The sequence below is a fragment of the Streptomyces sp. NPDC036764 genome (assembly GCF_055609385.1).
In genome coordinates this window covers 285,980-311,294 of sequence record NZ_JBVJPT010000012.1, presented here as the reverse complement: position 1 = coordinate 311,294, position 25,315 = coordinate 285,980, and the positions used below count along the sequence as shown (strand labels likewise).

Below are 25,315 nucleotides of genomic sequence, written 5' to 3'. Positions count from 1 at the left end.
AAGTCGACCAGCCAGCAGCGCCGCCTCCACTCCGCCATCACCGTCGCCGCCGGCTCCGCCTGGCTCACCGCCGCGTGCCTCGCCGGACCGACCACAAGCCCGATCGATGACCTGTACCTCATGGGCGGGCCGGTCGTGGCCCTGTCGTGGAACGTGCGGATGATCCTGCGCCGCAACCCCGACCCCACCGGCGAAAGCACCGACAAGGGCCTACTCGCCAAGGTGGGTCTCGCTCGTGCGCAGGTGGGGGCGGTGAAGGTGGAACCGAACCGGGTCACCGCACCGCTCGCGCTGGAGGCGGGCGAGCAGACCCACGACGACGTCACCAAGAGTCTGTCCCGGCTCGCCTCCGCCCTCGACCTGCCCCGCAACGCCGTCCGCTACCGCCCAGACCCGGGCTCCGAGCGGCGCGGCGAGCTGGTCATCGTTCCGGAGGACATGCTGGCGGACGTGGTGGAGTGGGAGGGCCCGTCGCACCTGGGTGGGTCGATTGCCGATCCGATCGTGATCGGACGCTACGACGACGGCTCCCCGATGCTGCTGTGGCTGCCCGGGGATCCGGAGGCGAACCGCAACGCCACCCACCTGCTCATCGCGGGCGGCACCGGATCCGGCAAGGGCGACACCGCCCTCAACGTCCAAACGGAGATCCTCTCCCGCACGGACGTGATGCTGTGGCTGTCGGATCCGAAGATGTTCCAGGACTTCCGCCCCCTGCTGCCCGGCATCGACTGGGCCGCGGAGGGCGGCAGCCCCACCGAGGTCATGGTCGCGGCTCTGCAAGCGGTCATCCCGGCGCGTACGGGCTGGTTGGGTCGGCATGGCTACCGCCAGTGGATCCCGGCGGCAGCGCAGGTGCAGAACAGCACCGCGCACACCTGCCGCGCGGACGGACGAGGGTGCGGCTGTGAGGGTATGCCGTACCTGGTCGCATGGATGGAAGAGGCCGCCAACACCCTGCGCAACCTGGGTGATGACGCCTTCACCGGCATCGCACAGGAGGCACGTTCCGCTGGGATCTCGCTGATCGTCTCGCTTCAGCGACCCTCCTACGACCAGATGTCCACCAGTACCCGCGCATCCCTCACGTCCGTGATCGCACTCGGTTGCGACCCGCGTGATGAGGGGTTCAGCCTGCCGGAGACGGTTATCGACGCCGGCGCCCACCCGGGCGCTTGGGGCAACCGCAGGCCGGGCTACTGCTACCTGGTCACCCCCGGAATCGATGAGGACCGCTATCCCTCGCCGGGCCGCACCCGCGCCTTCACTCACCGCGCCGCCCCGATCATGGAGCAACTCGCCGGGTGGGCCCTGGCCAACCGCGCCCCCGCCGACCCGATCACCGCCGGCGCCGCCGCGAGCGTCGCCGGAACCGCCTACACCAACCGCGCCGGCGACAGTGACACCGCCGGGCCGCGCCTGACGCTCGTGGACGGGGACGACGACATGGACCACGACGGACCGTTGATCGACCCCGAGAACGCCGGCATCGACCCGGAGGCGGAACTGCCTGAGCCGGAGGAGGGAGACGATGCCCCGATCTTCGGCCAGGAAGCCGGACACAAGCCCACCCCGCAGGAGGCCCGGGAGCTCTTCGCCCGCGCGCTGGAAGAGTTCGAGGAAGAGGGCCGCATGATCGTGGGCCCGGTCGACTTCACCGACTGGTGCGACCGCCACCACCTCTCCCGCTCGTGGGTGTCCAAGCGGCTCAAGGACGCCGCCCTGGAGGGGCGACTGGAGGCGACGAACACCGCCGGCCGGTGGCGGATCGTCCCCGCCCTCACGGCCGCCTGACACCCGTCACATGTGACGGCCGCGTCACACCCAAACCCCTAGGCAGGCGCAGGTGTGACGCGCCCTAACAGCGGCACGTCACACCCCTCACACCTGCCTGACACCCATCCGCACGGGCCCGCGTCACACCCATGGCGCGGGCTCGCGGCTCACCCGAGGGAGCCCGAATGTCCCACCGCGACCCGCCGGGGATCATCGCCCCGCACATCCCCGCCGACGCCTACCGCCGCGCCGAAGCCACCGGCGCCCCGGTCGTCATCGTCGTCCACACCAGCGCCCCGGCCGGACGGCCGCTGCGCCACTACCTCATCCCGCTTGCCGTCGCCGGAGCAGCGGCCATCGGGATCTTCGCCACCGTGGCCGCGTTCCTCGCCCTGCTCGACTTCGCCGCCCACACCGCCGCAGCCATCGCCGCCGCCACCGGCCCCCTCAGCATCGGCGGCATCAGCCTGAAACTCGCCCGCTCCAAGCACTGATCCGGAAGGGACCACCGTGTTCGAGAACGACGTCACCCACTGGCCCAACGCCACCCAGGCGTACGCCGCCGCGCCCGAGCCTGCCAATGAGCTGGAGTGGCTGCGCACCAGCGAGGGCCGAGGGCGTGAGTGGTTGCTGCGCCGGGCCGCCCTCACCGACCGCATGGCCCACGGCCTCACCCCCGGCTACACCGCCAGCCGCAGCGCCGCGTTCGACCTGGCCGCCCGGCTGATGGCCCTGGACGGAGCCGCCGTGGGCTGCAACCCGCGTGCCTACGTCCGCCAGCAGTACGCCCTCTGGGCCAAGAACCGCTAGCGACGCCAAGGGCGGCCCCCTCGTCTCGCCAAAGCCGCGGGGCCGCCCTTGTCCACCTGCCATCAACAGACCTGTGGAGGTCTCCCAGCATGACCCAACCCATCCCCCTCCCGCGAGCCTTACCGCGGGGAGCTCCCGCTGCGCCCGCCCCCATGCGGTTCTACTTGACCACCCACAAACGGCACTGGCTGCGCTGGACCAATGTGCCGCTGTTCTTGAAGTCGGAGCACTGGGACCGTGCCGTCAAGTGGGATGTAGCCCAGGGCCCGTACGCGGTCGACTCCGGCGGCTTTATGGAGCTGAAGGAAAAGGGCACGTGGACGCGAACGCCGCGCCAGTACGTGCAGGATCTGCGTCGCATCTGGGAGCACGTCGGCCCCTACGACTGGGCCGCCCCGCAGGACTGGATGTGCGAGAAGGCCATCATCGAGGGCGGCTGGTTCGGCGGCCAGTACTTCGTCGGCACCCACCTCAGCGTCGCTGAGCACCAGCGCCGCACTGTTGAGAACTTCCTTGAACTACGCTCCCTCGCCCCCGACCTGCGCATCGCTCCTGTCCTTCAGGGCGACAACATCCCGGCCTACGAGCGCTGTGTGGAGCTGTACGAGAACGCCGGCGTCGACCTGCGGGCCGAACCGGTCGTCGGGCTCGGCTCGGTGTGCCGGTTGCAGTCCACCCGCCAGGGTGCCGCGATCGTCACTGCGATGGCCGCGCACGGCTTCCGACTGCACGGCTTCGGCTTCAAGATTCTCGGCCTGGAAAAGGTCGGCCACCTGCTGGCCTCCGCCGACTCCGCTGCATGGAGCTCCCACGCCCGTCGTCGCCCGCCGATGCCGGGCCACACGCACAAGAACTGCGCCAACTGCATCGACTACGCCCTGAAATGGCGCGAGCGCGTCGTCCAAGCGATTCCCACCCAGCACCAACTGCTGCTGACCGACCGGAGCGCAGCATGAACGCACTGGACATCGCCCTGAGCCTGGCCGCGAGCGGCGTTCCACCCCTGCCCCTGCGGGCGGGAAAGGTGCCGTTCGGAAACTGCCACGATTGCACCGGTCTCGCGTGCGGCGGCCGGCCGAACATGAAGAACGCCGGGCCCTGCGCTTGCCCGCACCCGTGCCACGCATGGGCCGCTGCCACCACCGACCCCACCGTCCTGCGCTCCCGAGGCTGGGCACATGCGTGGCGAGAAGCGGCAGCGGTGGCCTACCACCCCGGCGGCGCCGGTCTCACCGTCGTAGACCTCGACAACGCGGAAGCCATCGCGTGGGCTCGCGTGAGCCTGCCCGCAACACGGATCGTGCCAACGACCCGCGGTGAGCACTGGCTCTACGAGGGTGTCATGCAGTCCGCCAACGCTGTACGGCCTGGCGTCGACATCAAGTCGTCCATGCAATACGCCCGGTGGTTGGGACTTGGCACCGGCACCATGACGAACCTGCCGGACTCCGTGCGCGCGTTGCCGGTGAAGGCAGCCGCCCCGGCCCGGCCGGCGGCGGTCACCGTGCCTGCGCTGACCGGTGGCGGGCAGTGCCGTCACCGCACACCCTCCTTCCTCGAACGTGGCATCGCCATGGCCGAGCAGCGCATCACCGAGGCCCGCAGCGCGGTGCACGCCACCGTCTACCGGACCTTCCTTGCCGTGCTGTCCACGCACGGTCGGTGCGGCTGCCTCACCGACGCTCACGTCGCTCGGTTGTTCACCGCCGCGCAGGCCAAGGGCGAATCACCTCGGCACTGCACGGACGCCTGGACCAACGCCCGCACCGCACAGGGGATGTAGCCATGTCCGAGGACGAGAAGACACCGGCCCGCCAGATCATCACCGACTACGCGCAAGAGCACTTCCGGTACTTCCGCACCATCGACGGCACCGTGTACGCGCAGAAGAACGGTCACCCCGTCGCCCGGCCCATCCGCTCCCAGGGCACGACGGGCAGCCACCGGCAGGAACTCATGGTCGGCCTCTTCCGCGACGGGGTCGGCGTGTTCAACGGCACGGCACTCAAGGAGGCGTTGGACTTGATCGAAGCACTCGCGCTGACCGAGGACGTACAGCCCACCCACATCCGCGTCGCCCCCGGGTTCGACGGTGCGACCTGGCTCGACCTGGGCCGTGACGACGGCCAGTCCGTCCGCATCCACCCCACCGGCTGGACCATCCTCACCCCCGACCCCCGCGAGGTGTGCTGGCGGCGCACCCAGCTCACCGGCGAACTCCCCCTGCCCGCCAAGGACACCAACGGCAAGGGCATCGACCTCCTGCTCCGCCTGTGCAACTTCGCCAGCGCCGAAACCGAATGCCTGGCCATCGCCTGGCTGATCGGCTGCCTGGAACCGTCCGTCCCCGTGCCCGCCCCGTTCCTCACCGGCCCCCAAGGAGCGGGCAAGTCCACCGGCGGCCGGATGCTCGTACGGATCATCGAGGGGATGAGCGGGGACCTGCGCCGGGCCCCGAAGGACGAGGAGAACATGATCACGGCCGTGGCTGCCGGTTGGGTCACCGCCCTGGACAACCTCTCCCACCTGCCCCCGGACCTGTCCGACCTCATGTGCTGCATCGTCACCGGCGCGGAGAGCATCAAGCGCGCGCTGTTCACCGACGGTGACGTCGTCCGCTCCCGCTACCGGCGCCCCATGCTGTTGACCGGTATCGACGTCGGCGTCATACGGCCCGACCTCGCCGAACGCCTCCTGCCGCTGCGTCTCGTGCGGCCCCGGGTGCGGCGCACCGAGGCAGAACTGTGGACGGAGTACGCGGAGATCCTGCCGATTGTGCTCGGCTCCCTGCTGGACCTGACCGTGAAGGTGCGGGCCGCTCAGGCGGAGACCCCCACCGACCTGCGGATGGCCGACTTCGCCCACCTGTGCGCACAGCTCGACGCGGCAACCGGCTTCGGCTCACTGGCCGCCTACCGGGCCAGCCTCGACGACCTCAACGACGACGTCATCGAAGGAGACCTCCTCGCTCAGACGGTTCTCAAGCACGCCGGCGGACTCGACGCTGGCACGGAAGTCCGCATGTCGTCCTCGGAGTGGCTGCACTGCCTCACCAGCCTCTACAGCGGCGAGGAATGCCGTCCCCTGCCCAAGGGCTGGCCCACCACCGGCAAGGTCCTCTCCGACCGGCTCAAGCGGCTACAGCCGACCCTCGCCGCCCGCGGCGTCCTCATCGACTGGGGCCGCACCAGCTCCGCCCGCTACATCGAAATGACCCGACCCCCGCTCCCGCCCTCGAACGAGCAGGAAGCGGCGTTCTGACCCGCGCCACCACAGTGCCGCACCGAACAAGCAAGAGGAGCACCCCGCGCGAGGCGTGCTCCTCTTGCTGTTCCGGCGGCTTGCCGCCGCCCCAGGTCGCGCCGCGAAGCGGCTCCTTCTTCACGTCCAGAGCCGCACCGCACCACCACAGACACCACCCCCCTCTATTCCTAAGAGAAGAGACCCTGCGTCACCCACGTCACCAGCCACCCCAAAGCAGCCCCTGACCAGCGGCTACAGCGGTGACGCAGACGGCCGACCCCGCGTCATCCCGCGTCACCCGCGTCACGGATGACAGAACCCCGCCCCGCCCCGTGACACGCCCCGAGCTGCCCGCGTCACCACATAACCGCAGGTCAGAACCACAAATGACGTGCGTGACGCGATGACGCAGAAATCCGCACCTCGGACACACGCGGGCTCCTGAGAAGTCTCTGAAAGCCAACCCCATTTGCAGGCCCCGCCCTCTCCCGGAGGTCTCAACGTGCTGACCGTCGTCGCTAGCGACCCCCAAGCCCTCACAGTCCCGGAGGTCATGACCGCTCTGAGGCTTAGCCGCAGCAAGGTCTATGACCTGATCCGCTCCAAGCAGCTCCCGAGCTACACGTCTGGCCGCGCCCGCCGAATCCCGGTCGATGCCATACGCCACTACATGCAGGACCGACTTGAGGAGAACGCAGCCTGATGGCCCCCCGAAAGAGAAACCCCAACGGCGCCGGCAGCATCTGGCAGCGGAAGGACGGCCGTTACGAGGCGCGCGTGTACGTCCCTCAGCCCGACGGCACCCGCAAGCGCAAGACGGTGTACGGAAGTACGTGGGCGGAGTGCGACACCAAGCGCCTGGAGCTGGTACGCCGTGACCGCCAGGGCATCCCGACGCCGACTCGGTCCGCCAAGCTCTCCGAGTGGCTGCCCTACTGGCTGAAGCACTACGTCGAGCCACGCCGCAAGCTCAGCACCTACGACAAGTACGAGACTCATGTACGCCTCTACCTGATCCCCCTACTGGGTACGAAGCGACTGGAGACCCTGAGCGTCGCCGACGTTCGCCGCTTCATCACTCGCATGCAGACCACCCACACAGCCGCGACTGCCAAGGAAGCGCACCGGGTGCTGCGCACCGCGCTCACAGCGGCCGTGCGCGAGGAACTGATCACGCGGAACGTCGCATCCCTCGTGGAACCGCCGCGCGTGAAGCAGCGGGAGATCCGGCCGTGGTCACTGGAGGAGACGCTGACCTTCCTTGAAGCCGCACGTCGTGATCCGCTGTACGCCGCGTTCGTGATGGCCGTCGCCATGGGTCTGCGGCGCGGGGAGCTGGTTGGCCTGCGCTGGTCGGACGTAGACCTCGACAACCGCGTCCTGCACGTGCGCCAACAGACTCAGCGCCGCAGAGGCACGCTGTACGACGACGACCCCAAGAGCCGTCGCAGCCGCGTGGTCCCCATGCCCGCGTTGTGCATCGCGCCGCTGCGCTGGCACCGGTTGCGGCAGCGGGAGGCGTTCGCGCGCACGGGCGTCGAGTGGTCAGAGAGCGGCTACGTCTTCGCCACCCGGAACGGCCGACCGGTCGAGCCGCGCAACGTCTACCGGTCGTTCACGCGGGTCGCAGCCGATGCAGGGTTGCGAGTGGTCCGGCTACACGACGCGCGGCACGGGTGCGCGACGCTGCTGACGGCGGCCGGCGTCGCACCACGGGTCATCATGGAGATCCTGGGCCACAGCCAGATCAGCATCACGATGGACGTGTACACGCACGTCGTGCACGACACCCAGCGAGAGGCGATCAGTCACATGGACCGGCTGCTCAAGCGCCGTCTGCGTGCCGCCTGAGAGGCGACTGCCGTCAAAGGGTGCCGTCAAAAGGCCCCGGACCATGATCGGTCCGGGGCCTTTTGGCTGGTGCCCCCGGCAGGATTCGAACCTGCGACACCCGCTTTAGGAGAATGGCGCTTGAACCTGGGATGCCCGCTGCTCAGACCTACCGGGGTTGCACGGCGAGTGATCGTTTAGGAGATTCTTAGGAGATCAACTCTGTGGCTCGTGCTTTCGGAGATCGACCCGTCCCCACAGCGTGCGCAGTCCCACGTTACGCATCGCCCGCTCGAATGTCTCCTGTAGTCCGTCGAGTCGTTCGGCCCGCATCGCGGGGGTCGGCTTCTGGTAGTGGCGTTTGATGCCGGGCCGCCGGTGGCCGGCCGCCTCGAAGGCGAGAGGCTCCTTCACCCCCAACTCCGATTGCAGGGTGTCGTGCAGAGCGCGCAGCGCCCGCATGTCGAGGCCCGGCAGGATCGGTTCCCACGCCGCCCGGTAGGACACGCCCTGTCGCCTCGCGCGTTCCTCGCGGCCGTCGCAGGCGGGCCGGAAGGTACGCGCCCAGTTGCCGCGCCGCCACGGTGTCCCGGACGGCGTGCAGAACACGCGCGCGTGCGGCCAGTCCTCGAGGTGGTACCGCAGCAGCAGGGCGAGGAACGGCGGCACGTCCACGTCCCTGGTGCTGCCGTCGTTCTTCGTCGGCTCCAGCTTCTGGACGTAGCCCTTCTTGTTGCCGTCCTCGTCGCGCTCCTGGTACTCGGCGTACTCCTCGACGATGCGCAGGATCGGGCACTCGAACACGCCCGACCCCCACGGTTGTCGCCGCGTCAGCAGCGTGTTGTCCCGATGCAGTCCGAGGCCCTCGCCGAACCGCAGCCCCCCGAAGGCCGTGGTGAGTACGTGGACCCCGACCGCCGGGCCGAGCCGCTCCGCCAGCAGGAGGGCGTCCTCTGGCCGCGGTCCGCCATCCCGCTGGATCTTCGGCGCCTTCGGCCGAGCCGCATCGCCTGACGTGTCCTTCGTCCGGCGCCGGCCGAACAACGGATTGACCACGATGTACCCGGCGTCCATGGCCGCGGTCATGATGGTCGACATCAGGCTGACGCAGTGCCCGCGGCTGACGTCGTCGAGTGCCATGGTCTGCTGCCAGGTGTCGACATCGAACCACGAGATCTTCCGTAGGGGGACGCCGTCCCAGCGCGGGAGGATGTGGCCCTCCAGCTTGTCCCAGCGCGTGCCCACGGTGCGGCCGCGCTTGCGCCGCGATCTCATGAACGTGCGGGCGAACTCGCCGAACGTCACCGTGCTCTTCGCGGGATCGATCCAGGTCCCCTCCCGGATCAGCCGCTCCTGCTCGTTCCCCCAGTCCTCCGCCAGCTTCTTCGTCGCGAAGCCGGACTTGGACAGCTCCGCCGGCACGTGCCCGTCCGGAGCTTTGTACTTGACCCGCCAGGTGAATTGCTTCGTCTTCTTGCCACCGCGGACCTTGTAGACCTTCTCCGCGTATGCCATTGCTCACCCCACCTCCGCGCTCACACGGCGCGCATCTGCACCTGATAGTTCGCCGGCGCCCGGACCCAGTCCGGGCTTCGTTCCGACTGCGAGCGCGTGATCTCTCGGGCGCCGCGCTCGCTGATCAGGTCTGCCCGCACGGTGTACGCGATGTACTCAGCGTGGTCGTCGACCACGATGGCTATGCCCTCCGGCATGACGGGCCGCCGCTCCATTGTGATGGGAATCCGTGGGCCGCGGGGTGCCCCGGGATCGCGCGGTCGCCAGCGCCGTGCCTGCTCCGTGAAGACGTCGGCGAACGCGCCGCAGCCCTCATCAGTGATGTCGTCCTCGTGGAACCAGAAGACACAGCCCCCCGGCACGTCTTCTATGTACGGCGCGAACCACGCGCCGCCCTTGTGCAACACCTCGATTTTCAGCAAGGCGCAGCACCCCCTGTCCGCCGAGCGGGTGCCCCCCTCCAGCGACTCTCTGTGCATGCAACCACACTCAACGCATAAATGCAGCTACCTCGCACAACACTTCAGGAGTCTGCAACCTCGTCATCGGACGTGAGGCCCTGGAGGCGCGGGCGCACCCTGCGGAACTTCGCCGCGATGCGGGCGATCTCCTCGGGGGATGCGCCCTTCTTCCCCTGAAGGGCGACGATCAGGTGCCCGTCGCCTTCGTCCGGGCCCAGGGGGATGACCATGTTCTCCAGCGTCTCGCCCTCGCGCAGCTCGTACTCCACTGCCGGGGAGAGACCCAGGGTTCCGAACTGTGAGCCGGTCTCGGCAGGTTCCGCCGGCCGCTCGGCCGGTACGAGGACCGGCCCGCCGGCGAGGACCCGGTCGACTGTGCCGTCGGCCCACCCGACGAGTCGCGCGTATTCGCGGATCGTCGAGTTCACCTTGGCGAACTTTCCGGTCTCGATGTTCTGGACAGTCGTGCGGCCCACTCCGAGCTGCTCCGCAATCGTCGCCTGGGTCAGCTTCGGCCGGCGCCCCTCGCGCGCAGCCTGAAGCTCTGAGCCCAGACGCTTCGTGTCCTCATCCATGGCACTCAATCATGCCACCACAAGTTGCATGCCCATAGCTCAGTTTCGGCGTCTTGACCTGCGCATTAATGGGCACTTTGCCTGGTTCCGGTTGCATCTCGCCACCTCTGCCCCACACTTAACTGAGCATGAAGCTCAGATTCCGTGCTGAAAGCGTAGGCAGAGTGGTTGTGCCTGGAGCCTACATGTGCTCAGATAGTGAGCGTGAAGCCCAGAGGATCGCTGATCAGAGCCATTCGTGTCGCCCGGAAGATGAGCCTTCCTGAGCTTGAAGCTCGGACCGGCTTGAATCGCGGCCACCTCTCGCGCATCGAGAGGGGACACATCCAGGACGTCGGCCCTGGTCCGGTCCATGAGATCGCCACCGCCCTCCGCGTTCCGGAGGACCTCATCACCGACGAGGAGAAGACGCCGTGACCGCCAAGGCCACGAAGACGCGCAGGCCCACCCCCACCAGCCCGGGAACGGGCGAGGCCGAATTCCGCCGGTGGACCCCCGAAGAGGTCGTCGCACTGAAGCTGCTGCCCTACACCAGCGTCCGCGTCCTGAAGGAGCGCTGCTACCGGCGCGAACTGTTCTGCCACACCGACGGCGGGCGCCTGACGTTCACCGCCGAGGACCTGCGCCGCAACAGCGAGCTCGGCGCCAGGGAGCCGTACACCGGCCCGGCCGCCGCCTCCGCCTGAACCCCTGACGCGCCGAAGGGCCGCCCAACTCCCCAGCTCGGCGACCCCCGACCGGCGTACCTACCAACCAGAAAGCAGGTCACCGTGACCACTGAGACTACCCAAGAGGCCAGCCGTCGCACGGCCGCGGCCACCCAGATCACCGTCTTCTGGGCCCCCAACGCCGAGGTTCGCTCGGCAGCGCCGCCCCTCGGATCGCTGTACATCGACCCCGCGGGTATGGGGGGCGGTCACTCGGTGACGCTGATGTTCAGCCGGGACACCCCGACCGCCGATCAGGTGGCCATCGCCGAGCGCGTCCTCGCCGGCGTCCAGCGCTGGCGCGACGGCATCGTTGAGTCCGCTGACCGGCAGAGGAACGCGGAAGAAGAACTCGCCGCCGCCCGTGAGGAGATCGCCCGCCTGAAGGCGGAGCGCGACCGCGACGAGGTGCCCGCGTGACGCGCATTGAGTGGACCGACGAGGTCTGGAACCCCACGACGGGATGCGACCGGATCAGCCCCGGCTGCGACATCTGCTACGCCCTGACCATGGCCAAGCGCCTCAAGGGCATGGGCCAGGCCAAGTACCAGAACGACGGCGACCCACGCACGTCGGGACCGGGCTTCGGACTCACCGTCCACCCCGACTCCCTGACCGAGCCGCTGCGCTGGAAGAAGCCGCGCCGCGTCTTCGTGAACAGCATGAGCGACCTGTTCCACGCCCGCATGCCGCGCGAGTTCCTGGTGCGGGTGTTCGCCGTCATGGCCGCCACGCCGCAGCACACGTACCAGATCCTGACCAAGCGCCCGGACCGGGCGGCACGGATCCTCACCGACCTGTGCCGCTGCGGAACGGGCCACCCGCCCGGTGAGCACTTCCGGTCCGCGATGGAGTGGGCCGCAACCTCGCACAGCCCGACCTACGTGCCGGGCCTGGAGCACGGCATCTACCACCGCAGCGGGTGGCCGCTGCCGAACGTGTGGATCGGCACGAGCGTCGAGAACCAGAAGTACGCCGACCTCCGCATCCCGGCCCTGCTGGAGACGCCGGCCGCAGTCCGATTCCTCTCGTGCGAGCCGCTGCTCGGCCCGGTCGACCTCACGCAGTGGATGCCGCCCATCTCACCGGTCCCCGCCGACCAGGCGCCGGCCACGTGGTCTGAGTGGGCGTGGCCGGACTGGGTGCCCACTCAGGTCCGCACCAGCATCGAGGACTTCTGGAGTGCCGACTACGGGCGGGGCCCCCGGTCCTGGATCCGCGACATGCACCAGCAGGGCGCGCCCCCCTTTGGCGCCACGCTCCGTATGGAGGACGGCTTCGGCCACAACCCGCCGCTCATCACCGGCCGGTACGTCCACGCGTGGAACAACATCGGACGCCTGGTCCTCGACGGCGACCCGAACCGTGAGTTCGCGTACACGTCGTTCGGATCGGGCGACCGGGTCCGCGCCCGCGGCATCGACTGGGTCATCACCGGCGGCGAGTCCGGCCCCGCCGCCCGCCCAATGGCGCCCCAGTGGGCCACCTCCCTCCGGGATCAGTGCACCGCGGCGGACGTCCCGTTCTTCTTCAAGCAGTGGGGCGAGTACGCGCCCACCGGCTACCTCGTCATCGGCGGCACCAGCAAGGGCACGCTCCTTGCCGGTGATCCCGTCGACGAACTCGGTCACCGCGTCGAGCTGGCGCGTGTCGGAAAGAAGGCGGCCGGCCGCGAGCTCGACGGCCGGACCTGGGACGAATTCCCAAGGGCGGTGTCGGCATGAACACCAAGGCTGTGAACACCGCGGCGGACGTCATCCACACCGCGCTCACCCAGAACCGGACGGCCACCGGCATCGCCCTCGCGCTCGACTCCGAGCAGATGCTCCTGACACCGGAGACCGTGGCCGAGCTGAAGCGGCTGCGGGATCGGGTCAACGAGCTGGAGGCGCAACTCGTTGCGAGGGACCGCACGGTCGACGAGGACCCGATCGCGTACACGCTGACCGACAAGGCTGAGGCCACCTCGCGGGACGAGACGCACACCGGCTGCGGGATCCCGCTGAACCGGCGCCTCAACTGCGGTCACTGTCCGCACGAAGTGTGCCAGGACTGCGACCGCTGCCCGTGCGCCTGCAAGTGCGCGGAGGTGACGCCGCAGGTGCGGAAGCTGCGCAGCCTCCTTGCCGGGCAGCGCGCCGCCCTGGAGGACCCGCACGACAGCCCGCTGCACCGTGAATGGCGTGTGGGCCGGGACCTCCCGGAGGTGCAGCGATGAGCCGCGACGTGATCGAGCTCGCCCTTCGTCGGCATCACCGCCGCGACGACGACCCGGCCGCCTCGGTCGCCCGGACGCTCGCCGACTACGACGCCGCCCTCACCGGCCGACTCCGGGACTTCACCCCCGTGTTCACGACCAGCGACGGCAGCGACTGCCCCGCGACCGAGCTGCGGTGCGCGCTGCGCGGCTGCCTGATCCAAGGCGTCGGCCCGCACACCCTGCTCGACCTCATCGCGCTCGCCGGAAAGCACGACTGCCAGACCACCAGGAAGGGCGACAGCGCATGAGCGTCACCGAGGTCCTGCTGTGGGCCGCCACCGTGTGGGCCGTGTTCCTGGCCTTCGTGATCGTCGACGTGCCGGACCTGCTGACCCGGGCCGCCAGCCACATGCGGCAGCAGCACCTCCCGCACTGGGCGCGGCACGGGCACGTCCCGCCGGACGCGCACGACGAGCCCGTCCCGCAGCACGGCCGGCACCGAGCAAGCCGGACCATCCGCAGCCACTGACCACCTGAAGGGCCGCGCTGAGCCCCCCGTTCAGGGCTCCGCGGCCAGCCGAGGCCCCGCCCGTGACTTCCCCCAGGGCGGGCGGGGCCCGGCACCCCACACCCGAAAGCGAGCACCATGAGCAACACCCGACCCACGAAACCGCCGAGGCTACTGGCATTCGTCGACACGGAGACGACCGGCCTCGACCCGTTCCTGCACGACGTGTGGGAGATCGCGGTCATCCTCCGCGTCGACGGCCAGGACGAAGAGCACACCTTCCGCGTCGAGCCGGACCTGACGAACGCGGACTCCGAGTCCCTGGTCATGAACCACTACTACGAGCGGACCTCTGACCCGTCCTGGGTGTGGGACGACCGAGAGACCGTCGCCCGCTGCCTCAACGATCTCCTCGACGGCGCCGTCCTCATCGGCTCGAACCCAGCGTTTGACGCCGAGATGCTGACCCACCTGCTCGGCAGGTATTTCGCGCAGCCCCGGCCGTGGCACTATCGCACCCTCGACGTCGTCACCCTCGCCGCCGGGTCGCTGTACGGGCGGGCCGCTGAGCGTGCCCGCCACGGCGTCGCCGCGTGGTTCCCCCGGATCACCGCAGCGGTCGGCTGGCCGTGGCGGTCCTACACCGTCTCCCGTCTGGTCGAGGTCGAGCCCCCGGCCCCCGACGTCGGGCACACCGCGCTGCCCGACGCCCGCTGGGTCCGCGACCTGTGGGACCGCATCACCGTCCCGGGTGCCATGTACGCGGCCACCGACGAGCAGCTCGCCGTCATGGCCGGAGACCCCATGCCGCGCCTGAACGGGGGGCAGCGATGAAGATCTCGCTCTGCAAGCACTCCTTCCCCATTCAGCCGCCGCTCGGCTCCCTTGCTCAGCCTGGTGACTGCGCCGGGTGCGGGACGTCGTGGGCCGCGGTACAGGCCGAGCTGGACAGGCAGGAGATCTTGCTGCGCCTCGGCACCGCGCACGAAGGCGTCTGCGCGCAGTGCGGGCAGACGCGCATCGTCTTCCGCTACGTCCGCGAGCAGCAGCCCTGGGACCAGGAAGAGCCGCCCGTCATCTGGTTCTGCGCCCGCGACTGGAGCACCGCCCGCGAGACCGAAGAGGCCACCGGGTTCATCGACTTCAACGACCTCTTCGACCGCGGTAGCGACGAGCAGTTGGCGGCTGGCTTGCGGGGTGCGCTGTGACCGTCGCACTGCTGCCGCCCGTCACTGGCACCCCCGGCCGGTTCCTCGTCGGCGCCGAGGCGCTCCTCGAGGGACCGAGGTTCGTGCGCACCCGCGGCATGACCCGCTGGCACCGGCCCCGCACCGGCGTCCGCTACGGCAACGGCCGCGTCGTCTACAGCTTCTGGTGCACCGGCCACGTCCAGGGCGGCTTCCTGTCCTGCGACACCCCGCCGGCCGGAGACCTCGTCTGCGGCATGTGCGACGGCAAGTCCGTCGGAGCCGGCCAGGAGACCAACGGCCCGGCCGGACGTGAACTCGTCTTCAGCCCGCGCGACATCAACCCGCCGAAGAACTGCCCCGCCTCCCGCAGCGACCGCCTGTACGAGGAACTCCCCGGCGGGCGCGCCGGCCGCTGCCTCGCCTGCCAGGACGTGCACCCCTTGCGCGCCATGGGCGGCCCGTACAACCCCCGCTACGCCATCGTCCAGCACCCCACCGGCCAGGCCCTCGTCGAGCCCTGCCCGTTCCACCGCTGGCGCCAACTCACCGCACGCGACGGCCGCGTCGTCTGCGCCTGCGGAAGGGAGACCGCATCGTGACCGAGCAGCTCCAGTTCCCCGAGCCCGTGCAGGGCGTCATCAACCCCGCCGCCGGCGAGGCGGCGAAGGCCGACGGCATGGCACTCGCTGAGGCGAACACGCCCATCTCGTGGGCCGACGCGTGCGCCGCCGCGATCGAGCTCATGGCCCGGCGCGGCGTCGAGTTCCAGGCCGCCGACCTCATCGCCGAGGGCCTGGTCGACGAGCCCGAGAACCCCAACCAGTGGGGCCCGGCGTTCGGGTCGGCCGCCCGCCGAGGCGTCATCGAAGCGGCCGGCGTCGCCCAGTCCAAGAGGGCCACCGTCCACCGCTCACTCTGCCGCACCTGGATCGGCACCGCGGCATACCGGAACGGAAGTGCGGCATGACCCTGCGATCCGTCAGCTACGGCGGCGGCGTCCAGTCCACCGCGCTGCTCGTCCTCGCGGCCCAGAAGCGCATCGACTTCCCGCTGTTCCTCATGGCCAACGTCGGTGACGACTCCGAGAACCCCGGCACCCTGCGCTACCTCGATGAGTACGCCCGCCCGTTCGCTGCCGACCACGGCATCGAACTCGTGGTGCTCGACCGCGTCATGCAGCGCACCGGCGAGAAGCGGACTCTGTGGGAGGACCTCACCCGCGAGGGCTCCAAGTCGCTGAAGATTCCCGTTCGCATGTCCAACGGGGCCCCGGGCACCAGGTCATGCACCGCCACCTACAAGATCGAAGTCGTTGGCCGGGAACTGAAGCGCCGCGGAGCGACAGAGGAAAGCCCGGCGACAATCGGCATCGGCATCAGCGTCGACGAGATCCACCGGGCGAACAGCGGGAAGGTCGAGCCGCACGAGGTCATCACGTACCCGTTGCTCGACCTCGGCCTCCGCCGCACCGACTGCGCCCGCATCATCCGCAAAGCCGGCCTGCCCGTCCCGCCGAAGTCATCGTGTTTCTTCTGCCCGTTCCACCGGCCAGAGACCTGGCACGACCAACGCCGCAACGAGCCCGAGCTGTTCGAGAAGTCCTGCCAGCTCGAGGAACTCCTCAACGAACGCCGCGACGAACTCGGCAAGGACCACGTCTACCTGACCCGCTTCAACAAGCCGCTGCGCGAGGCGATCCCGGACGGCGTCGACCTACTGCCCATGTTCGACGAGGCCGACGGCCTGTGCGACTCCGGGTGGTGCATGACGTGAGCACCGCTGCCGCCGTGGTCCTCGCCTGCCTCGGCTTCACCGTCGGCATCGCCGCCGTCGCGTTCGCCCTCATCATCCGGCCCGCCCGGAGGCGCACATGAACACCGAAAGGGCCGTTGTCCTCCTGATCATCGGCATCGTCGGCGCCCTCGTCTGCGCGTGGCAGGTACGCCGCGCGCTGCGCGAGCCCCTTGAGCGGGACCGGATCATCGACGCCGCCCGCGACAGCTACGAGGGCCCCGACTCGCTGCGCCTCATGCAGGAGCTGGACGCGCACCTCGACGCCTACTTCGCCCGGCTGGCGCACCTCTTCGAGGAGCTCGGCCCGCCGCCCGGACCGGACCCGATGGCTGCCGGAAGCGACCGGCTGCGGGATGCCGTCCGCGACAACCAGAAGGGAGAGCACCGCGATGCGTCGTGACCTCACGTGGATGGACGCCGCGCTGTGCGCCCAGGTCGACCCCGACCTGTGGCACAAGGACGGCCCCGGCGGCGGCTACACCGACGCCCGGACGATCTGCCGCACCTGCCCCGTCCAGACCCAATGCGACGCCTACGCCGAGTCGTTCGAGGGCACCGTCGCGCACTCCCACCGCTTCGGCCTGTGGGCCGCCAAGCCCCCGAGGGAGCGCGCCGACGCGGCCGCCCAGACCATCGAGGAGGCAGCGGCGTGACGGCCCGCCCGGAGCCGACTGTGCACGCGGCGGGCACACGCCGCCGCGTGCAGGCCCTGTCCGTCGCGGGCTGGCCGCTGCGCCGCCTCGCCCACGAAACCGGCCTCACGATCAGCGCCATTGCCTGGCTGATGAACACGGCCGCCGTGCCGGTGTCCACGGCCCGCACGGTCGCCGCGCTCTACGACCGGCTCAGCCTCGCCGACCCGGTCCTGTGCGGCGTCGCCCCCGGCCTCGCCCGCCGCACCAAGGAGCGGGCCACCGCGGCGGGATGGGCGCCTGTCGGCGCCTGGGACGACGACACCATCGACGACCCGTCCGCCCTCGCCGAGTGGACCGGCTACTGCGGCAAGGCCCGCGGCGTCGACCTGCACCAGCGGCACGGCATCCCGCTGTGCCCGCCCTGCCAGGACGCCCTCTACCGGCGGCAGTTGCGCAACGCCGCCCACGAACGCCGCGCCCTCTCCACCACCCGCGCCTGAACGAACTGAGAGACGAGATCCAGGTGAGCACAGACGACCGCGTGCAGAGCGTCCGCAACGCGTGGACCAACGCCCTCCGGGCCGAGGTCCTGCGCGTCGGCCGCCGCATCCCAGAAGTGGCGCGCGTCGTGACCGTGGGCATGTGGATCGCCACCTACGCCGACGCCGACGGCAGCAACGCGTTCCCCGGCCGGGACACCCTCGCCACCCTGGCGGGCTGCTCACAGGAGACCGTCACCCGCTCGGTCAAGGTGCTGCTGGGGGTGGGAGTCCTCGCCCGCAAGCGCCGACCGAACGCCTCGGCGATGTACCAACTGCTCATCCCGATCGGCAGCAAGGGCCTGGACTGGGCGTCGCACATCCACCACATGACCGACACCCGGCAGCGCAAGGCCCACGCCAAGGCGAAAGCGGAGCGCATCGCCGGAGCCACCCGGACCGCGTCCACGGACGCTGTGGAAAGCGACACGGACCCTGTGGAAAACCGCTCGGACAGCGTCCGTGGACGCGGTCCGGACAGCGTCCGCACCGGGGGTTCCGAACCCCCGAGCACGGATCCGGACAGCGTCCATGGACGCCCCCGGAAAGCGTCCGTGGACGCGGTCCGGACAGCGTCCGCGGCGGGGGTCTACCAGTACATCCCTACCTCCGGTAGGGACCCCCTCCCCGACCACAACATGGCTGGCCTTTCACCTCAGCCACAGCCGCGCGCGGGCGAGGCCGACAAAGACGAGTCATCGACTGGTGCAGGAGAGGCGGGCAAGCCGCGCGACGCGGCACTCGCCGCGGTCCGCGCCCGCGAACCTCTCGCCCGGTGCGCCGACTCCGAGTGCGCCATCCCGCTGCCCTACGGCGCGACCGGCCTGTGCGAGGGCTGCCAGCAGTACGCCAACAACCAGGAACGGAAGAGCGCATGACTACGCCCCCGTACTACCAAGACGATCAGGTCACCCTGCTGCTCGGCGACGCCCTGGAGCAGATCAGGACGACGGCTGGATCCTCCGCAACGAGATCATCTGGCACAAGACGAACGCCATGCCGGAGAGCATCAAAGACCGCCTGTCCTCGCGGCACGAGCACCTGTTCCTCTTCGCCAAGGCCTCGAGGTACAGCTTCGACCTCGACCCGATCCGCGAGCCACACACCATGCGCCCGCAGCGCAGGCCTCGAGGCCACAAGGAGCGGCAGAAACTCGGCGTCCTCCCCGCGCAGACGCACTCCACCTCGCAGCGCAGCGAGCCCGGAGTCGACGGGCACCCGCTCGGCCGCAACCCCGGCGACGTGTGGTCGATCCCGACAAGGCCCTACCCGGCCGCGCACTTCGCCGTGTTCCCCATCGACCTGCCGCTGCGCTGCATCAAGGCCGGCTGCATCCCGGGTGGGACGGTCCTCGACCCGTTCTCCGGCAGCGGCACCACGGGCGCCGCGGCCCGTCAGCTCGGCCGTCGCTACGTCGGCATCGACCTCAACCCCGCGTACCACGACCTCGCGAAGGACCGGTTCAAGCAGGGAGTCCTCGACTTCGACGCGACCGCATGAGCAGCAGCACGGCCCGGCGCGCTGGTATCGCGCCGGGCCGGCACCCCGATCACACCACACCCGACAGGAGCCAGACCATGACCACCAGCCGACTGCCCGACATCGTCACCGACCCGGAGATGGAAGCCACGCACTACGGCATCCAGGTCGCCTACATCGGCGAGGACGGCGACATGATCGCGCTCGGACATCACGACACCCGCCGCGCCCTCGCCGCCTTCAACCGGCACGCCCGAGTCTTCTGCGGCCTGCGCAACCTCGCCGACGACCGCAGCGCCTACGCCGCCGACTGGGCGATCGGGATCAGCCACCGCATGGCCGTCATCCGTAGGCCCGACACCGAGAACCTCTACGAGGACCCTGCCTGGGAATGGGTCGCCGACTGGTCCGACCCCGACTCGCCCGACGCCCGGCCGATCACCTGGCTGGAGGCGTGAGCCGTGGGCCTTCACCAGGGCGCCCCGATGCCCGCGAATCTGCGCCACGCCTTCCGCGCCCGCGCACACCCCGCCCGCTCCGTCCCGTGCCCGCACCCCAACTGCCACGCCCGCGCGCACCAGTCGTGCATCGTCCGCGTCAACGGCCGCGTGCTCAAGAAGCCGCACGACTCCCGCATCAGCCTGTGGGCCCTCACCGTCGCCGTCTGCCCCGAGTGCCAGGTCGACCCCGGCACCCCCTGCCACACGGCCGGCACCCCACTCGCCGACGTCCACCCCCGCCGAATCCAGGAAGCGAAGGTGACCCTCGCGTGAACGCCTACGAGCGGCTCATGGCCGAGGCCATCCCCACCGGCACCTTCGGCCACGCCCGGCCCCCGGCCGCCGCCCGCCGCGAGGTCCGTCCGTGGACGCCGGAGGAACAAGCCGCGCACCGCGCCCAGTTGGACGCGGCCCTCGACGGCTGGCAGTCCGACGACGAACACGACGAGAGCAAGCGCGCCTACAACCGCGACCGCGCCCGCCAACACCGGCACCTCCGCGTCATCGACGGCACCGACGGCGAGGCAGTGGCGTGACCGGCGGGGGAGGGGCGACCACAGAGGCAGCGACGTGCATGGCGTGCGGGCGCCTCCTGCGCGACGACGAATCCCGGCGGCTCCGCCTCGGGCCCGTCTGCCGCAGGCGCCTACAGCGCCTCCTGACGCCTCGCCCCCGCCGCCTCCGCATACCCACCGCCAGCCCGCACCCGCGCGCCGTACCCGAACGCGAGCCCACCCAACTCGCCCTCGACTGGGACGACGACCCTCCCGACGAGGACGACGACCGCCCGGCCCTCACCGACGTACCGACAGGAGCACTCCTCTGATGTACCCGACCCTCTTCACCACGCCCGGCGTCCGGGACTTCGCCGAGGCTGTCGACGCCGAAGGTCAGCGCCAGCTCGCCAAGTGGGGCGAGCAGCGTCACCCCGACGGCACCGGCCGCCCCGGCGACCGCGAGCAGGCCGATCGCATGCGAGCCATCTGCAAGGCCAACGGGCCGGGCGCCGACAACTGGCGGGACATCCTCGCCGAGGAGGTGGCCGAGGCGTTCGCCGAGACGGACCCCGAGCTGCTGGTGATTGAGCTGATCCAGTGCGCAGCCGTGATCTCGAACTGGATCACCACCATCAACAGCCGAGGAGTGCAGCAGTGAGCACCATCCCGAGCGAGGACGCGAAGGCCGTCGAGGCGCGTCAGCCCGCCTACGACGCCGTGTACGCGTACATTCGCGGCCTCGGCGACGAGGTGCCCGCCAGCCGCATTCACCGCAACGCGATCATCTGGTACGCCGTGAACGCCGCCCTTGACGCCACCACGGCGGCCGAGGCCCCGGCCGCCGACGAGGACGCCCAACGCACCACCCGCCGCGAGCCCATGAGTCCGCTGCACATCCTCGGCATTGGAGCTGACAGCGAGGAGGGCCAGCGCGACGCCCGACGCACGGCCCTTCGCCTGATGCTGGCCCGGCTGGAGCGCGGCGCCATGCTGGCCGACGAGAAAGCCCTGCTGCGGCAGCACGTTGAGGCCGAGGTGCGCGAGGCAGACACCGCGCGCTCCGTGGCGGCCGGGAACAAGCGGCACGTGCAGGTCATGTACGACGAACTCCAGCAGGCCAACGAGGCAGCCCGCCGGGCACTGGAGCAGCGCCAGGAGATGGCCACGGAACGGCACGCGATCCAGGAACAGCGGGACGCGGCCGACCGGGTCAGGGCTGAGGTGCAGCGTGACCGCGACCAACACGCCGCCGTACTAGCCGAGGTGCTCGCCACGTTCAGCCCGATTAAGGACACCCATGACGGGCCCGTGTCGTACTACGACGGCTCGGCCGACATCGAGCCCAAGCAGTTCGAGCGGTGGCGCAGCGTCCTTGTGCCGACCGTCGAACGGCCGTGGTGGGAGCAGCTCGCCGAGGCGCAGGCCGCCATCGAGCGGGTGCACGCGGTAGCCGAGGTGATCGAGGCGAACGGGATCAAGTGGGCCGCCAACTCAGTGCGCAGCGCCCTCGACGGCACCGAGCAGCCCACCATCGAGCAGCAGGCGGAGACGAGCACCTGCACCGCCACGCTCACCGATCCGCTCAAGCCCGGCACCGTCCACCGCTGCGTGGCGACCGTCGGCCACTACGACGCCAGCCGCATGCCTGAGTGGCCCGAAGAGCGCGACGTCAACGACGGGCCGGATCCCGGCGGGTGGCACACCACCGAGCCCGGCAAGCGAGGCGTGTGCACCGTGTGGTCGGACGACGCCGACGGTGCCACCCCGCACGGCACCGAGACGGAGGGATGACTGAATGACCTGTGGTCTGTGTGGCGCCGCGACCGGCGACGCCTACCTGTGCAACTGGGACGCCCGCTCCCTGGCGAAGCGGCTCGCCGACCTGCCCACCCTGTACGCCGAGGTTGCCGAGTGCCTGGTGCCGCGCCGCTCCGGGTGGGGCGAGATCGTCGCGACGCGCGGCGCGGCCGGCCCGAAGTCGCCCATCGACGAGGACGTCCTCGACACGGTCAACGTGGTCCGGGCGAGCGAGGTCCTGCACCTGTGGCGGGTGGACGTGCAGCGCGTCCGCTGGCCGCACCACAGCGCGCCGCCTCAGTCCGGGCTCGCCGCCGACTGCCGCTGGCTGGGGATGGAGCTGGAGTGGATCGCCGCCAACTTCCCGGCCGCCGGCGAGCTCGCGGGCGAGGTGCGGGCCCTGGAGCTTCAGGCGCGGTCGGTCGTCGGTGACCCGCCGCCCCGGCCCAAGGAGATCGGCCAGTGCATCGCCGTCACTGACGACGAGGGCACGGTGTGCGGGGCGACGCTGACGCACACGGCCGGGCACAGCAGCATCCGATGCCGCCAGTGCCGCACCGTCTACCGCGGCGAGACCGACCTCTTGCTGCTGCTGCACTACCAGCCACAGCCGGAGCCCGCATGATTATCACAGGCCCCCTTGTGTGTAAGGGGGGATGTGATAGCCTCGGAGAGGTGGAAACGCCCCCATGGCGGGACCGTCTTCGTGCGGAGGATGAGCTGCTGGAACAGCTCGAAGACCAAGCGGAGCAGGCCCGCAGACGACGAGCGCAAGCCCTGAAGGACGGGGCCGACGAACTCGGCAGCGTCTACGCCGTGGCCAAGGACCTGGAAATGAGCTGGACGGCCGTGGCCAACGCGATCAAGAAGTACACAACCGCATAGACAGCGAGGGCCGGACAGTAGCTCCCCGGGTGCTGGAACACCCGAGGGCGCGCGCACCGCCCGACCCTCTACCGAACAATCCTGAGCAAGCAGGAGTGTCGGCATGACCGATCATGTCGCGGGCCCGAACACGCCCGCAAGTTCCCAGCGCGTCGCTGAGCTGCACCGCCTCGCCGCCGAGGACTACGCCAAGGGCCAGCAGCAGCGCGCCCTCACCAACCTCGCCCCGTCCTACACCGCCGCCGGCCTCATCGCCCGCAGCCCGGCCCCCGACCCCAGCGACCTCGACGTCGCCATCTGCGTCGCCCAACATCTGCTCGACAGCGACCAGGTCCCCGCCCTGCGCGAGGCCCTCCGCCTCATGCTCCGCGCCCACGGCGCCGAGCCCCCGCAGCGCTGCCCGGCTGCACACCTCGTCGACACCAGCCCGTGCACCGGCCGCCCCGTCGTCACCATCCTCGACTCCGACAACCGGGGCGTCGACGGCTGCGAGTACCACGCCGCCCGCCTCCTCGCCGCGCTCCACGGCGGACACCCCGTCGCCCTCCCGGACGCTCCGCCCAACGCTGCCCTCCGTGTCTTCACGGGCGCCGGCGACATCCGCAGGGGTGACGGCCAGTGACCACCGCGACCACGTGGGCGCTCGCCCACCCGCTCGCCGCCGCCACCGCCAGCGTGCTGCTCCTCGCCGCTACGGTCCTCGCCCTCCGCCCGCTGCGCGGCACCCCGGCCGCCGTCGCCGTCGCCTCCCTCGCCGCGCTCGCCTGCACCGCCTACAGCGCCGACACGTCCTGGCGGTTCGCCGAGCACAGCCTCGACATGGTGTCGACCGGCGAGCGGGCCGCGATGTTCGCCGCCGCCGAACTCGCCCTGTTCGCCTGCGCGCTCATGGCCCGGCAGAACCTGCGCACCCAGGGAGCCCCCGGCACGCCCGGCATGCTCGTCTGGCTCATCACCGGCGTGCAGGTCATCCCCGCCTACTCCGAGTCAGGGATCGTCGGAGGCACCGTCCGCGCCGTCGTCGGACCGATCCTCGCCGCCCTGCTGTGGCACCTCGCCATGGGCATCGAGCTGCGCCACGCCAAACCCGGCAGCGCATCCAGCAGCCTGCCCGCGGTCATCGCACGCGAGCTCCGCGAGCGCCTCCTGTCGTGGCTCGGCCTCGCCGCCCGCGACCGCACCGCCGAACAGATCACCCGCGACCGGGCCACCGCCCGCGCCGTCCGCCTCGCCTCCCGCCCGAACCTGAAGCGCTGGGGACGCAGCCGGCTCGCCGCCGCGGTCGCCCGCTCCGGCGTCGCCACCGACCCCGCACAGCGCGAGACGCTCATGCAACTCCTCGCCGCCCGCCGCAGCGCCGACACTCTCTCGACCGTCGCCCTGCCGTCGCCGTGGCAGGTCGAGGTCGAACGCGTACCCGACGTACCCGAGACGTACCCGGAGATCGACCCAGCCGTACCCGGCATCCCCGAGGCCGTACCCCGCGGCGCGCGCCTGCTGCCGATCGTGTCCCGCCCCCTGCCCGCGCGGCCGGCGCCCGCACACGCCGCGACGGCGCCGCTTACCCGGCCCGAGGTACACGCCGAGTACGTACCCGACGAGCAGAGCAACCCGGCGCAGGAAGATCCGCTCACGCAACTCGGCCTCGGCTGGGCTGCCGAGCAGTTCAAAGACGAACTCCTCGCTGGCGACCTCCCCTCCATTCGCGCCATCAAGGAGCGGCTGCGCGTCGGCCAGCCCCGCGCCCAGGAGATCCAAGAAGGCTTCCGCAAGGCACAGGCCGCCTGGAAGCTCGCCGGACAGGCGGTGCGGACATGAAGTGGATCCTCCTCGGTGCTGTCCTCGCCGTCCTGCTGCTCTACCCGTCGCTGCTGACGATCATCGTGGCCATCGCCGCGGCACTGCTGTCCAAGCCTGTCCTCGTCGCGTTCGGCTTCGGCCTGACTGTCGGCGCCCGGGTGCACTCGGCGGGGAGGCGGACGCCGTGAACGAGGATGTGCAGAAGGCCCTCGACGCGGCCTCGGCCGCCTCGCAGAACTCCGAGCGCCTGGAGATGATGCGGGCCGCCGCGCTCGGGCAGGCCATGGGCCAGGCGATGGCGCAGGCCATGAGCCAGCAGCAGGCCCAACACGCCTGCCAGCACGACCACGCCAAGCCGCGTCGCAGCGCGGGCGAGTGGATCGGCATCGCCTGCGCCGTGTGCGTCGGAGGCTTCGGCGTCGCGTTCGCGTCCATCGCCATCGCCATCTGCGGACTCTCCGTCGCGATCCTCGCCCTGGTCCTGCGCTCCATCTGGAACGACATCCGCAAGGGCCGCTGACCTGCCCTTCCGTCCCCCGCGGCACGCCCGTGGGGGTGCGGTGGGGCCGGACAG

Annotated in this window: 39 protein-coding genes and 1 pseudogene; 37 read left to right on the top strand and 3 right to left on the bottom strand. The window is 70.4% G+C overall.

Translation table 11 applies throughout. The annotated features are described in order from the left end of the window. The 8 genes from traB to ACZ69Q_RS34330 form a co-directional block, all read left to right on the top strand. Positions 1–1,794, top strand: a 1,794-nt coding sequence (gene traB / locus ACZ69Q_RS34365) for a plasmid transfer protein TraB (protein WP_471049662.1), incomplete at its 5' end; no start/stop codon positions are given. A 167-nt stretch (positions 1,795–1,961) separates the two neighbouring features. Beyond that, a complete protein-coding gene (locus ACZ69Q_RS34360) occupies positions 1,962–2,270 on the top strand; it encodes a hypothetical protein (RefSeq protein WP_471049660.1) in 309 nt (102 codons plus the stop codon). A gap of 16 nt (positions 2,271–2,286) precedes the next feature. Next, positions 2,287–2,586: a hypothetical protein gene (locus ACZ69Q_RS34355; protein ID WP_471049657.1), complete on the top strand. Its 300-nt coding sequence runs from the start codon at positions 2,287–2,289 to the stop codon at positions 2,584–2,586. 152 nt (positions 2,587–2,738) lie between these two features. Continuing rightward, positions 2,739–3,542 carry a deazapurine DNA modification protein DpdA family protein gene (locus tag ACZ69Q_RS34350; protein WP_471049654.1) on the top strand — a complete coding sequence of 268 codons (804 nt, stop codon included), beginning with the start codon at positions 2,739–2,741 and terminating at the stop codon, positions 3,540–3,542. Continuing rightward, positions 3,539–4,369 (top strand): bifunctional DNA primase/polymerase, encoded by an 831-nt coding sequence (locus ACZ69Q_RS34345; RefSeq protein ID WP_471049651.1) that lies wholly within the window; start codon positions 3,539–3,541, stop codon positions 4,367–4,369. The genes ACZ69Q_RS34350 and ACZ69Q_RS34345 overlap by 4 nt, the downstream gene beginning before the upstream one ends. Positions 4,370–4,371: 2 nt before the next feature. Next, a complete protein-coding gene (locus ACZ69Q_RS34340; RefSeq protein ID WP_471049649.1) occupies positions 4,372–5,847 on the top strand; it encodes an ATP-binding protein in 1,476 nt (491 codons plus the stop codon). Between the two features lie 484 nt (positions 5,848–6,331). Continuing rightward, a complete protein-coding gene (locus ACZ69Q_RS34335; RefSeq protein ID WP_471049646.1) occupies positions 6,332–6,532 on the top strand; it encodes a helix-turn-helix domain-containing protein in 201 nt (66 codons plus the stop codon). Then, the gene (locus ACZ69Q_RS34330) at positions 6,532–7,680 is read left to right on the top strand and encodes a tyrosine-type recombinase/integrase (protein ID WP_471049644.1); all 1,149 of its coding nucleotides are present in this window, start codon (positions 6,532–6,534) and stop codon (positions 7,678–7,680) included. Before ACZ69Q_RS34335 ends, ACZ69Q_RS34330 begins: the two co-directional genes overlap by 1 nt. 195 nt (positions 7,681–7,875) lie before the next feature. Here ACZ69Q_RS34330 and ACZ69Q_RS34325 read toward each other — a convergent pair whose 3' ends face one another. The 3 genes from ACZ69Q_RS34325 to ACZ69Q_RS34315 all read right to left on the bottom strand — a co-directional run bounded on the left by ACZ69Q_RS34325 (position 7,876) and on the right by ACZ69Q_RS34315 (position 10,210). After that, positions 7,876–9,174 (bottom strand): hypothetical protein, encoded by a 1,299-nt coding sequence (locus ACZ69Q_RS34325; RefSeq protein WP_471049642.1) that lies wholly within the window; start codon positions 9,172–9,174, stop codon positions 7,876–7,878. A 20-nt stretch (positions 9,175–9,194) separates the two neighbouring features. Next, complete coding sequence (locus ACZ69Q_RS34320; RefSeq protein ID WP_471049639.1) at positions 9,195–9,596, bottom strand: hypothetical protein; 402 nt, start codon at positions 9,594–9,596, stop codon at positions 9,195–9,197. 101 nt (positions 9,597–9,697) lie between these two features. Continuing rightward, positions 9,698–10,210, bottom strand: coding sequence for a helix-turn-helix domain-containing protein (locus ACZ69Q_RS34315; protein ID WP_471049638.1), 513 nt, complete (start codon positions 10,208–10,210; stop codon positions 9,698–9,700). A gap of 198 nt (positions 10,211–10,408) precedes the next feature. Here ACZ69Q_RS34315 and ACZ69Q_RS34310 point away from each other — a divergent pair, with 198 nt between their 5' ends. The 29 genes and pseudogenes from ACZ69Q_RS34310 (at position 10,409) to ACZ69Q_RS34170 (ending at position 25,261) form a co-directional block, all read left to right on the top strand. Further along, positions 10,409–10,627, top strand: coding sequence for a helix-turn-helix domain-containing protein (locus tag ACZ69Q_RS34310; protein WP_471049635.1), 219 nt, complete (start codon positions 10,409–10,411; stop codon positions 10,625–10,627). After that, complete coding sequence (locus tag ACZ69Q_RS34305) at positions 10,624–10,896, top strand: hypothetical protein (RefSeq protein WP_471049632.1); 273 nt, start codon at positions 10,624–10,626, stop codon at positions 10,894–10,896. The genes ACZ69Q_RS34310 and ACZ69Q_RS34305 overlap by 4 nt, the downstream gene beginning before the upstream one ends. 84 nt (positions 10,897–10,980) lie before the next feature. After that, positions 10,981–11,337: a hypothetical protein gene (locus ACZ69Q_RS34300; RefSeq protein ID WP_471049631.1), complete on the top strand. Its 357-nt coding sequence runs from the start codon at positions 10,981–10,983 to the stop codon at positions 11,335–11,337. Continuing rightward, positions 11,334–12,641, top strand: a complete 1,308-nt coding sequence (locus ACZ69Q_RS34295; protein ID WP_471049629.1) for a DUF5131 family protein — start codon at positions 11,334–11,336, stop codon at positions 12,639–12,641. Before ACZ69Q_RS34300 ends, ACZ69Q_RS34295 begins: the two co-directional genes overlap by 4 nt. Next, positions 12,638–13,135 carry a hypothetical protein gene (locus ACZ69Q_RS34290; RefSeq protein ID WP_471049627.1) on the top strand — a complete coding sequence of 166 codons (498 nt, stop codon included), beginning with the start codon at positions 12,638–12,640 and terminating at the stop codon, positions 13,133–13,135. The genes ACZ69Q_RS34295 and ACZ69Q_RS34290 overlap by 4 nt, the downstream gene beginning before the upstream one ends. Next, complete coding sequence (locus ACZ69Q_RS34285; RefSeq protein ID WP_471049625.1) at positions 13,132–13,425, top strand: hypothetical protein; 294 nt, start codon at positions 13,132–13,134, stop codon at positions 13,423–13,425. Before ACZ69Q_RS34290 ends, ACZ69Q_RS34285 begins: the two co-directional genes overlap by 4 nt. Next, positions 13,422–13,646 (top strand): hypothetical protein, encoded by a 225-nt coding sequence (locus ACZ69Q_RS34280; protein WP_471049622.1) that lies wholly within the window; start codon positions 13,422–13,424, stop codon positions 13,644–13,646. Before ACZ69Q_RS34285 ends, ACZ69Q_RS34280 begins: the two co-directional genes overlap by 4 nt. A gap of 117 nt (positions 13,647–13,763) precedes the next feature. Continuing rightward, positions 13,764–14,459, top strand: coding sequence for a 3'-5' exonuclease (locus tag ACZ69Q_RS34275; RefSeq protein ID WP_471049621.1), 696 nt, complete (start codon positions 13,764–13,766; stop codon positions 14,457–14,459). Next, complete coding sequence (locus ACZ69Q_RS34270; RefSeq protein WP_471049620.1) at positions 14,456–14,833, top strand: hypothetical protein; 378 nt, start codon at positions 14,456–14,458, stop codon at positions 14,831–14,833. Before ACZ69Q_RS34275 ends, ACZ69Q_RS34270 begins: the two co-directional genes overlap by 4 nt. Further along, positions 14,830–15,414 carry a hypothetical protein gene (locus tag ACZ69Q_RS34265; RefSeq protein WP_471049618.1) on the top strand — a complete coding sequence of 195 codons (585 nt, stop codon included), beginning with the start codon at positions 14,830–14,832 and terminating at the stop codon, positions 15,412–15,414. Before ACZ69Q_RS34270 ends, ACZ69Q_RS34265 begins: the two co-directional genes overlap by 4 nt. Continuing rightward, on the top strand, positions 15,411–15,782 hold the full coding sequence (locus tag ACZ69Q_RS34260) for a hypothetical protein (RefSeq protein ID WP_471049617.1): 372 nt from the start codon (positions 15,411–15,413) through the stop codon (positions 15,780–15,782). The genes ACZ69Q_RS34265 and ACZ69Q_RS34260 overlap by 4 nt, the downstream gene beginning before the upstream one ends. Continuing rightward, complete coding sequence (locus tag ACZ69Q_RS34255) at positions 15,779–16,588, top strand: phosphoadenosine phosphosulfate reductase (protein WP_471049615.1); 810 nt, start codon at positions 15,779–15,781, stop codon at positions 16,586–16,588. Before ACZ69Q_RS34260 ends, ACZ69Q_RS34255 begins: the two co-directional genes overlap by 4 nt. A 97-nt stretch (positions 16,589–16,685) precedes the next feature. Beyond that, positions 16,686–17,009 (top strand): hypothetical protein, encoded by a 324-nt coding sequence (locus ACZ69Q_RS34250; RefSeq protein ID WP_471049614.1) that lies wholly within the window; start codon positions 16,686–16,688, stop codon positions 17,007–17,009. Further along, positions 16,999–17,262 carry a WhiB family transcriptional regulator gene (locus ACZ69Q_RS34245; RefSeq protein ID WP_471049611.1) on the top strand — a complete coding sequence of 88 codons (264 nt, stop codon included), beginning with the start codon at positions 16,999–17,001 and terminating at the stop codon, positions 17,260–17,262. Before ACZ69Q_RS34250 ends, ACZ69Q_RS34245 begins: the two co-directional genes overlap by 11 nt. After that, on the top strand, positions 17,259–17,744 hold the full coding sequence (locus ACZ69Q_RS34240; RefSeq protein WP_471049608.1) for a hypothetical protein: 486 nt from the start codon (positions 17,259–17,261) through the stop codon (positions 17,742–17,744). The genes ACZ69Q_RS34245 and ACZ69Q_RS34240 overlap by 4 nt, the downstream gene beginning before the upstream one ends. A gap of 23 nt (positions 17,745–17,767) precedes the next feature. Then, positions 17,768–18,661, top strand: a complete 894-nt coding sequence (locus ACZ69Q_RS34235; protein ID WP_471049699.1) for a hypothetical protein — start codon at positions 17,768–17,770, stop codon at positions 18,659–18,661. 70 nt (positions 18,662–18,731) lie between these two features. Further along, positions 18,732–19,283: pseudogene (locus ACZ69Q_RS34230) on the top strand (DNA-methyltransferase); the annotation flags it as partial. A 77-nt stretch (positions 19,284–19,360) separates the two neighbouring features. Beyond that, the gene (locus ACZ69Q_RS34225) at positions 19,361–19,720 is read left to right on the top strand and encodes a hypothetical protein (protein ID WP_471049605.1); all 360 of its coding nucleotides are present in this window, start codon (positions 19,361–19,363) and stop codon (positions 19,718–19,720) included. A 27-nt stretch (positions 19,721–19,747) separates the two neighbouring features. Next, on the top strand, positions 19,748–20,035 hold the full coding sequence (locus ACZ69Q_RS34220) for a zinc finger domain-containing protein (RefSeq protein ID WP_471049603.1): 288 nt from the start codon (positions 19,748–19,750) through the stop codon (positions 20,033–20,035). Continuing rightward, complete coding sequence (locus ACZ69Q_RS34215) at positions 20,032–20,298, top strand: hypothetical protein (protein ID WP_471049601.1); 267 nt, start codon at positions 20,032–20,034, stop codon at positions 20,296–20,298. The genes ACZ69Q_RS34220 and ACZ69Q_RS34215 overlap by 4 nt, the downstream gene beginning before the upstream one ends. A 38-nt stretch (positions 20,299–20,336) precedes the next feature. Continuing rightward, on the top strand, positions 20,337–20,588 hold the full coding sequence (locus ACZ69Q_RS34210; protein ID WP_471049598.1) for a DUF6011 domain-containing protein: 252 nt from the start codon (positions 20,337–20,339) through the stop codon (positions 20,586–20,588). Next, positions 20,588–20,917, top strand: a complete 330-nt coding sequence (locus ACZ69Q_RS34205; protein ID WP_471049596.1) for a hypothetical protein — start codon at positions 20,588–20,590, stop codon at positions 20,915–20,917. Before ACZ69Q_RS34210 ends, ACZ69Q_RS34205 begins: the two co-directional genes overlap by 1 nt. Beyond that, positions 20,914–22,050, top strand: a complete 1,137-nt coding sequence (locus tag ACZ69Q_RS34200) for a hypothetical protein (RefSeq protein ID WP_471049593.1) — start codon at positions 20,914–20,916, stop codon at positions 22,048–22,050. The genes ACZ69Q_RS34205 and ACZ69Q_RS34200 overlap by 4 nt, the downstream gene beginning before the upstream one ends. A 4-nt stretch (positions 22,051–22,054) precedes the next feature. Next, positions 22,055–22,681, top strand: a complete 627-nt coding sequence (locus ACZ69Q_RS34195) for a hypothetical protein (RefSeq protein ID WP_471049591.1) — start codon at positions 22,055–22,057, stop codon at positions 22,679–22,681. A 50-nt stretch (positions 22,682–22,731) separates the two neighbouring features. Next, positions 22,732–22,941 (top strand): hypothetical protein, encoded by a 210-nt coding sequence (locus ACZ69Q_RS34190; RefSeq protein WP_471049588.1) that lies wholly within the window; start codon positions 22,732–22,734, stop codon positions 22,939–22,941. Between the two features lie 103 nt (positions 22,942–23,044). After that, positions 23,045–23,563 carry a hypothetical protein gene (locus tag ACZ69Q_RS34185; protein ID WP_471049586.1) on the top strand — a complete coding sequence of 173 codons (519 nt, stop codon included), beginning with the start codon at positions 23,045–23,047 and terminating at the stop codon, positions 23,561–23,563. Continuing rightward, positions 23,560–24,759, top strand: a complete 1,200-nt coding sequence (locus tag ACZ69Q_RS34180; RefSeq protein WP_471049583.1) for a hypothetical protein — start codon at positions 23,560–23,562, stop codon at positions 24,757–24,759. The genes ACZ69Q_RS34185 and ACZ69Q_RS34180 overlap by 4 nt, the downstream gene beginning before the upstream one ends. Further along, entirely contained in the window at positions 24,756–24,929 is a 174-nt protein-coding gene (locus ACZ69Q_RS34175; protein WP_471049580.1) for a hypothetical protein, read from the top strand. The genes ACZ69Q_RS34180 and ACZ69Q_RS34175 overlap by 4 nt, the downstream gene beginning before the upstream one ends. Then, entirely contained in the window at positions 24,926–25,261 is a 336-nt protein-coding gene (locus ACZ69Q_RS34170; RefSeq protein ID WP_471049578.1) for a hypothetical protein, read from the top strand. The genes ACZ69Q_RS34175 and ACZ69Q_RS34170 overlap by 4 nt, the downstream gene beginning before the upstream one ends. The last annotated feature ends 54 nt before the right edge of the window (positions 25,262–25,315 follow it).

Coding starts and splice junctions, on each gene's coding strand:
- ACZ69Q_RS34255 (WP_471049615.1), top strand. CDS start 15,779: ATGACCCTGCGATCCGTCAGCTACGGCGGCGGCGTCCAGTCCACCGCG.
- ACZ69Q_RS34340 (WP_471049649.1), top strand. CDS start 4,372: ATGTCCGAGGACGAGAAGACACCGGCCCGCCAGATCATCACCGACTAC.
- ACZ69Q_RS34345 (WP_471049651.1), top strand. CDS start 3,539: ATGAACGCACTGGACATCGCCCTGAGCCTGGCCGCGAGCGGCGTTCCA.
- ACZ69Q_RS34285 (WP_471049625.1), top strand. CDS start 13,132: ATGAGCCGCGACGTGATCGAGCTCGCCCTTCGTCGGCATCACCGCCGC.
- ACZ69Q_RS34195 (WP_471049591.1), top strand. CDS start 22,055: ATGACCTGTGGTCTGTGTGGCGCCGCGACCGGCGACGCCTACCTGTGC.
- ACZ69Q_RS34225 (WP_471049605.1), top strand. CDS start 19,361: ATGACCACCAGCCGACTGCCCGACATCGTCACCGACCCGGAGATGGAA.
- ACZ69Q_RS34175 (WP_471049580.1), top strand. CDS start 24,756: ATGAAGTGGATCCTCCTCGGTGCTGTCCTCGCCGTCCTGCTGCTCTAC.
- ACZ69Q_RS34290 (WP_471049627.1), top strand. CDS start 12,638: ATGAACACCAAGGCTGTGAACACCGCGGCGGACGTCATCCACACCGCG.
- ACZ69Q_RS34360 (WP_471049660.1), top strand. CDS start 1,962: ATGTCCCACCGCGACCCGCCGGGGATCATCGCCCCGCACATCCCCGCC.
- ACZ69Q_RS34210 (WP_471049598.1), top strand. CDS start 20,337: ATGGCGTGCGGGCGCCTCCTGCGCGACGACGAATCCCGGCGGCTCCGC.
- ACZ69Q_RS34275 (WP_471049621.1), top strand. CDS start 13,764: ATGAGCAACACCCGACCCACGAAACCGCCGAGGCTACTGGCATTCGTC.
- ACZ69Q_RS34250 (WP_471049614.1), top strand. CDS start 16,686: ATGAACACCGAAAGGGCCGTTGTCCTCCTGATCATCGGCATCGTCGGC.
- ACZ69Q_RS34245 (WP_471049611.1), top strand. CDS start 16,999: ATGCGTCGTGACCTCACGTGGATGGACGCCGCGCTGTGCGCCCAGGTC.
- ACZ69Q_RS34325 (WP_471049642.1), bottom strand. CDS start 9,174: ATGGCATACGCGGAGAAGGTCTACAAGGTCCGCGGTGGCAAGAAGACG.
- ACZ69Q_RS34330 (WP_471049644.1), top strand. CDS start 6,532: ATGGCCCCCCGAAAGAGAAACCCCAACGGCGCCGGCAGCATCTGGCAG.
- ACZ69Q_RS34270 (WP_471049620.1), top strand. CDS start 14,456: ATGAAGATCTCGCTCTGCAAGCACTCCTTCCCCATTCAGCCGCCGCTC.
- ACZ69Q_RS34280 (WP_471049622.1), top strand. CDS start 13,422: ATGAGCGTCACCGAGGTCCTGCTGTGGGCCGCCACCGTGTGGGCCGTG.
- ACZ69Q_RS34185 (WP_471049586.1), top strand. CDS start 23,045: ATGACCGATCATGTCGCGGGCCCGAACACGCCCGCAAGTTCCCAGCGC.
- ACZ69Q_RS34315 (WP_471049638.1), bottom strand. CDS start 10,210: ATGGATGAGGACACGAAGCGTCTGGGCTCAGAGCTTCAGGCTGCGCGC.
- ACZ69Q_RS34220 (WP_471049603.1), top strand. CDS start 19,748: ATGCCCGCGAATCTGCGCCACGCCTTCCGCGCCCGCGCACACCCCGCC.
- ACZ69Q_RS34205 (WP_471049596.1), top strand. CDS start 20,588: ATGTACCCGACCCTCTTCACCACGCCCGGCGTCCGGGACTTCGCCGAG.
- ACZ69Q_RS34350 (WP_471049654.1), top strand. CDS start 2,739: ATGCGGTTCTACTTGACCACCCACAAACGGCACTGGCTGCGCTGGACC.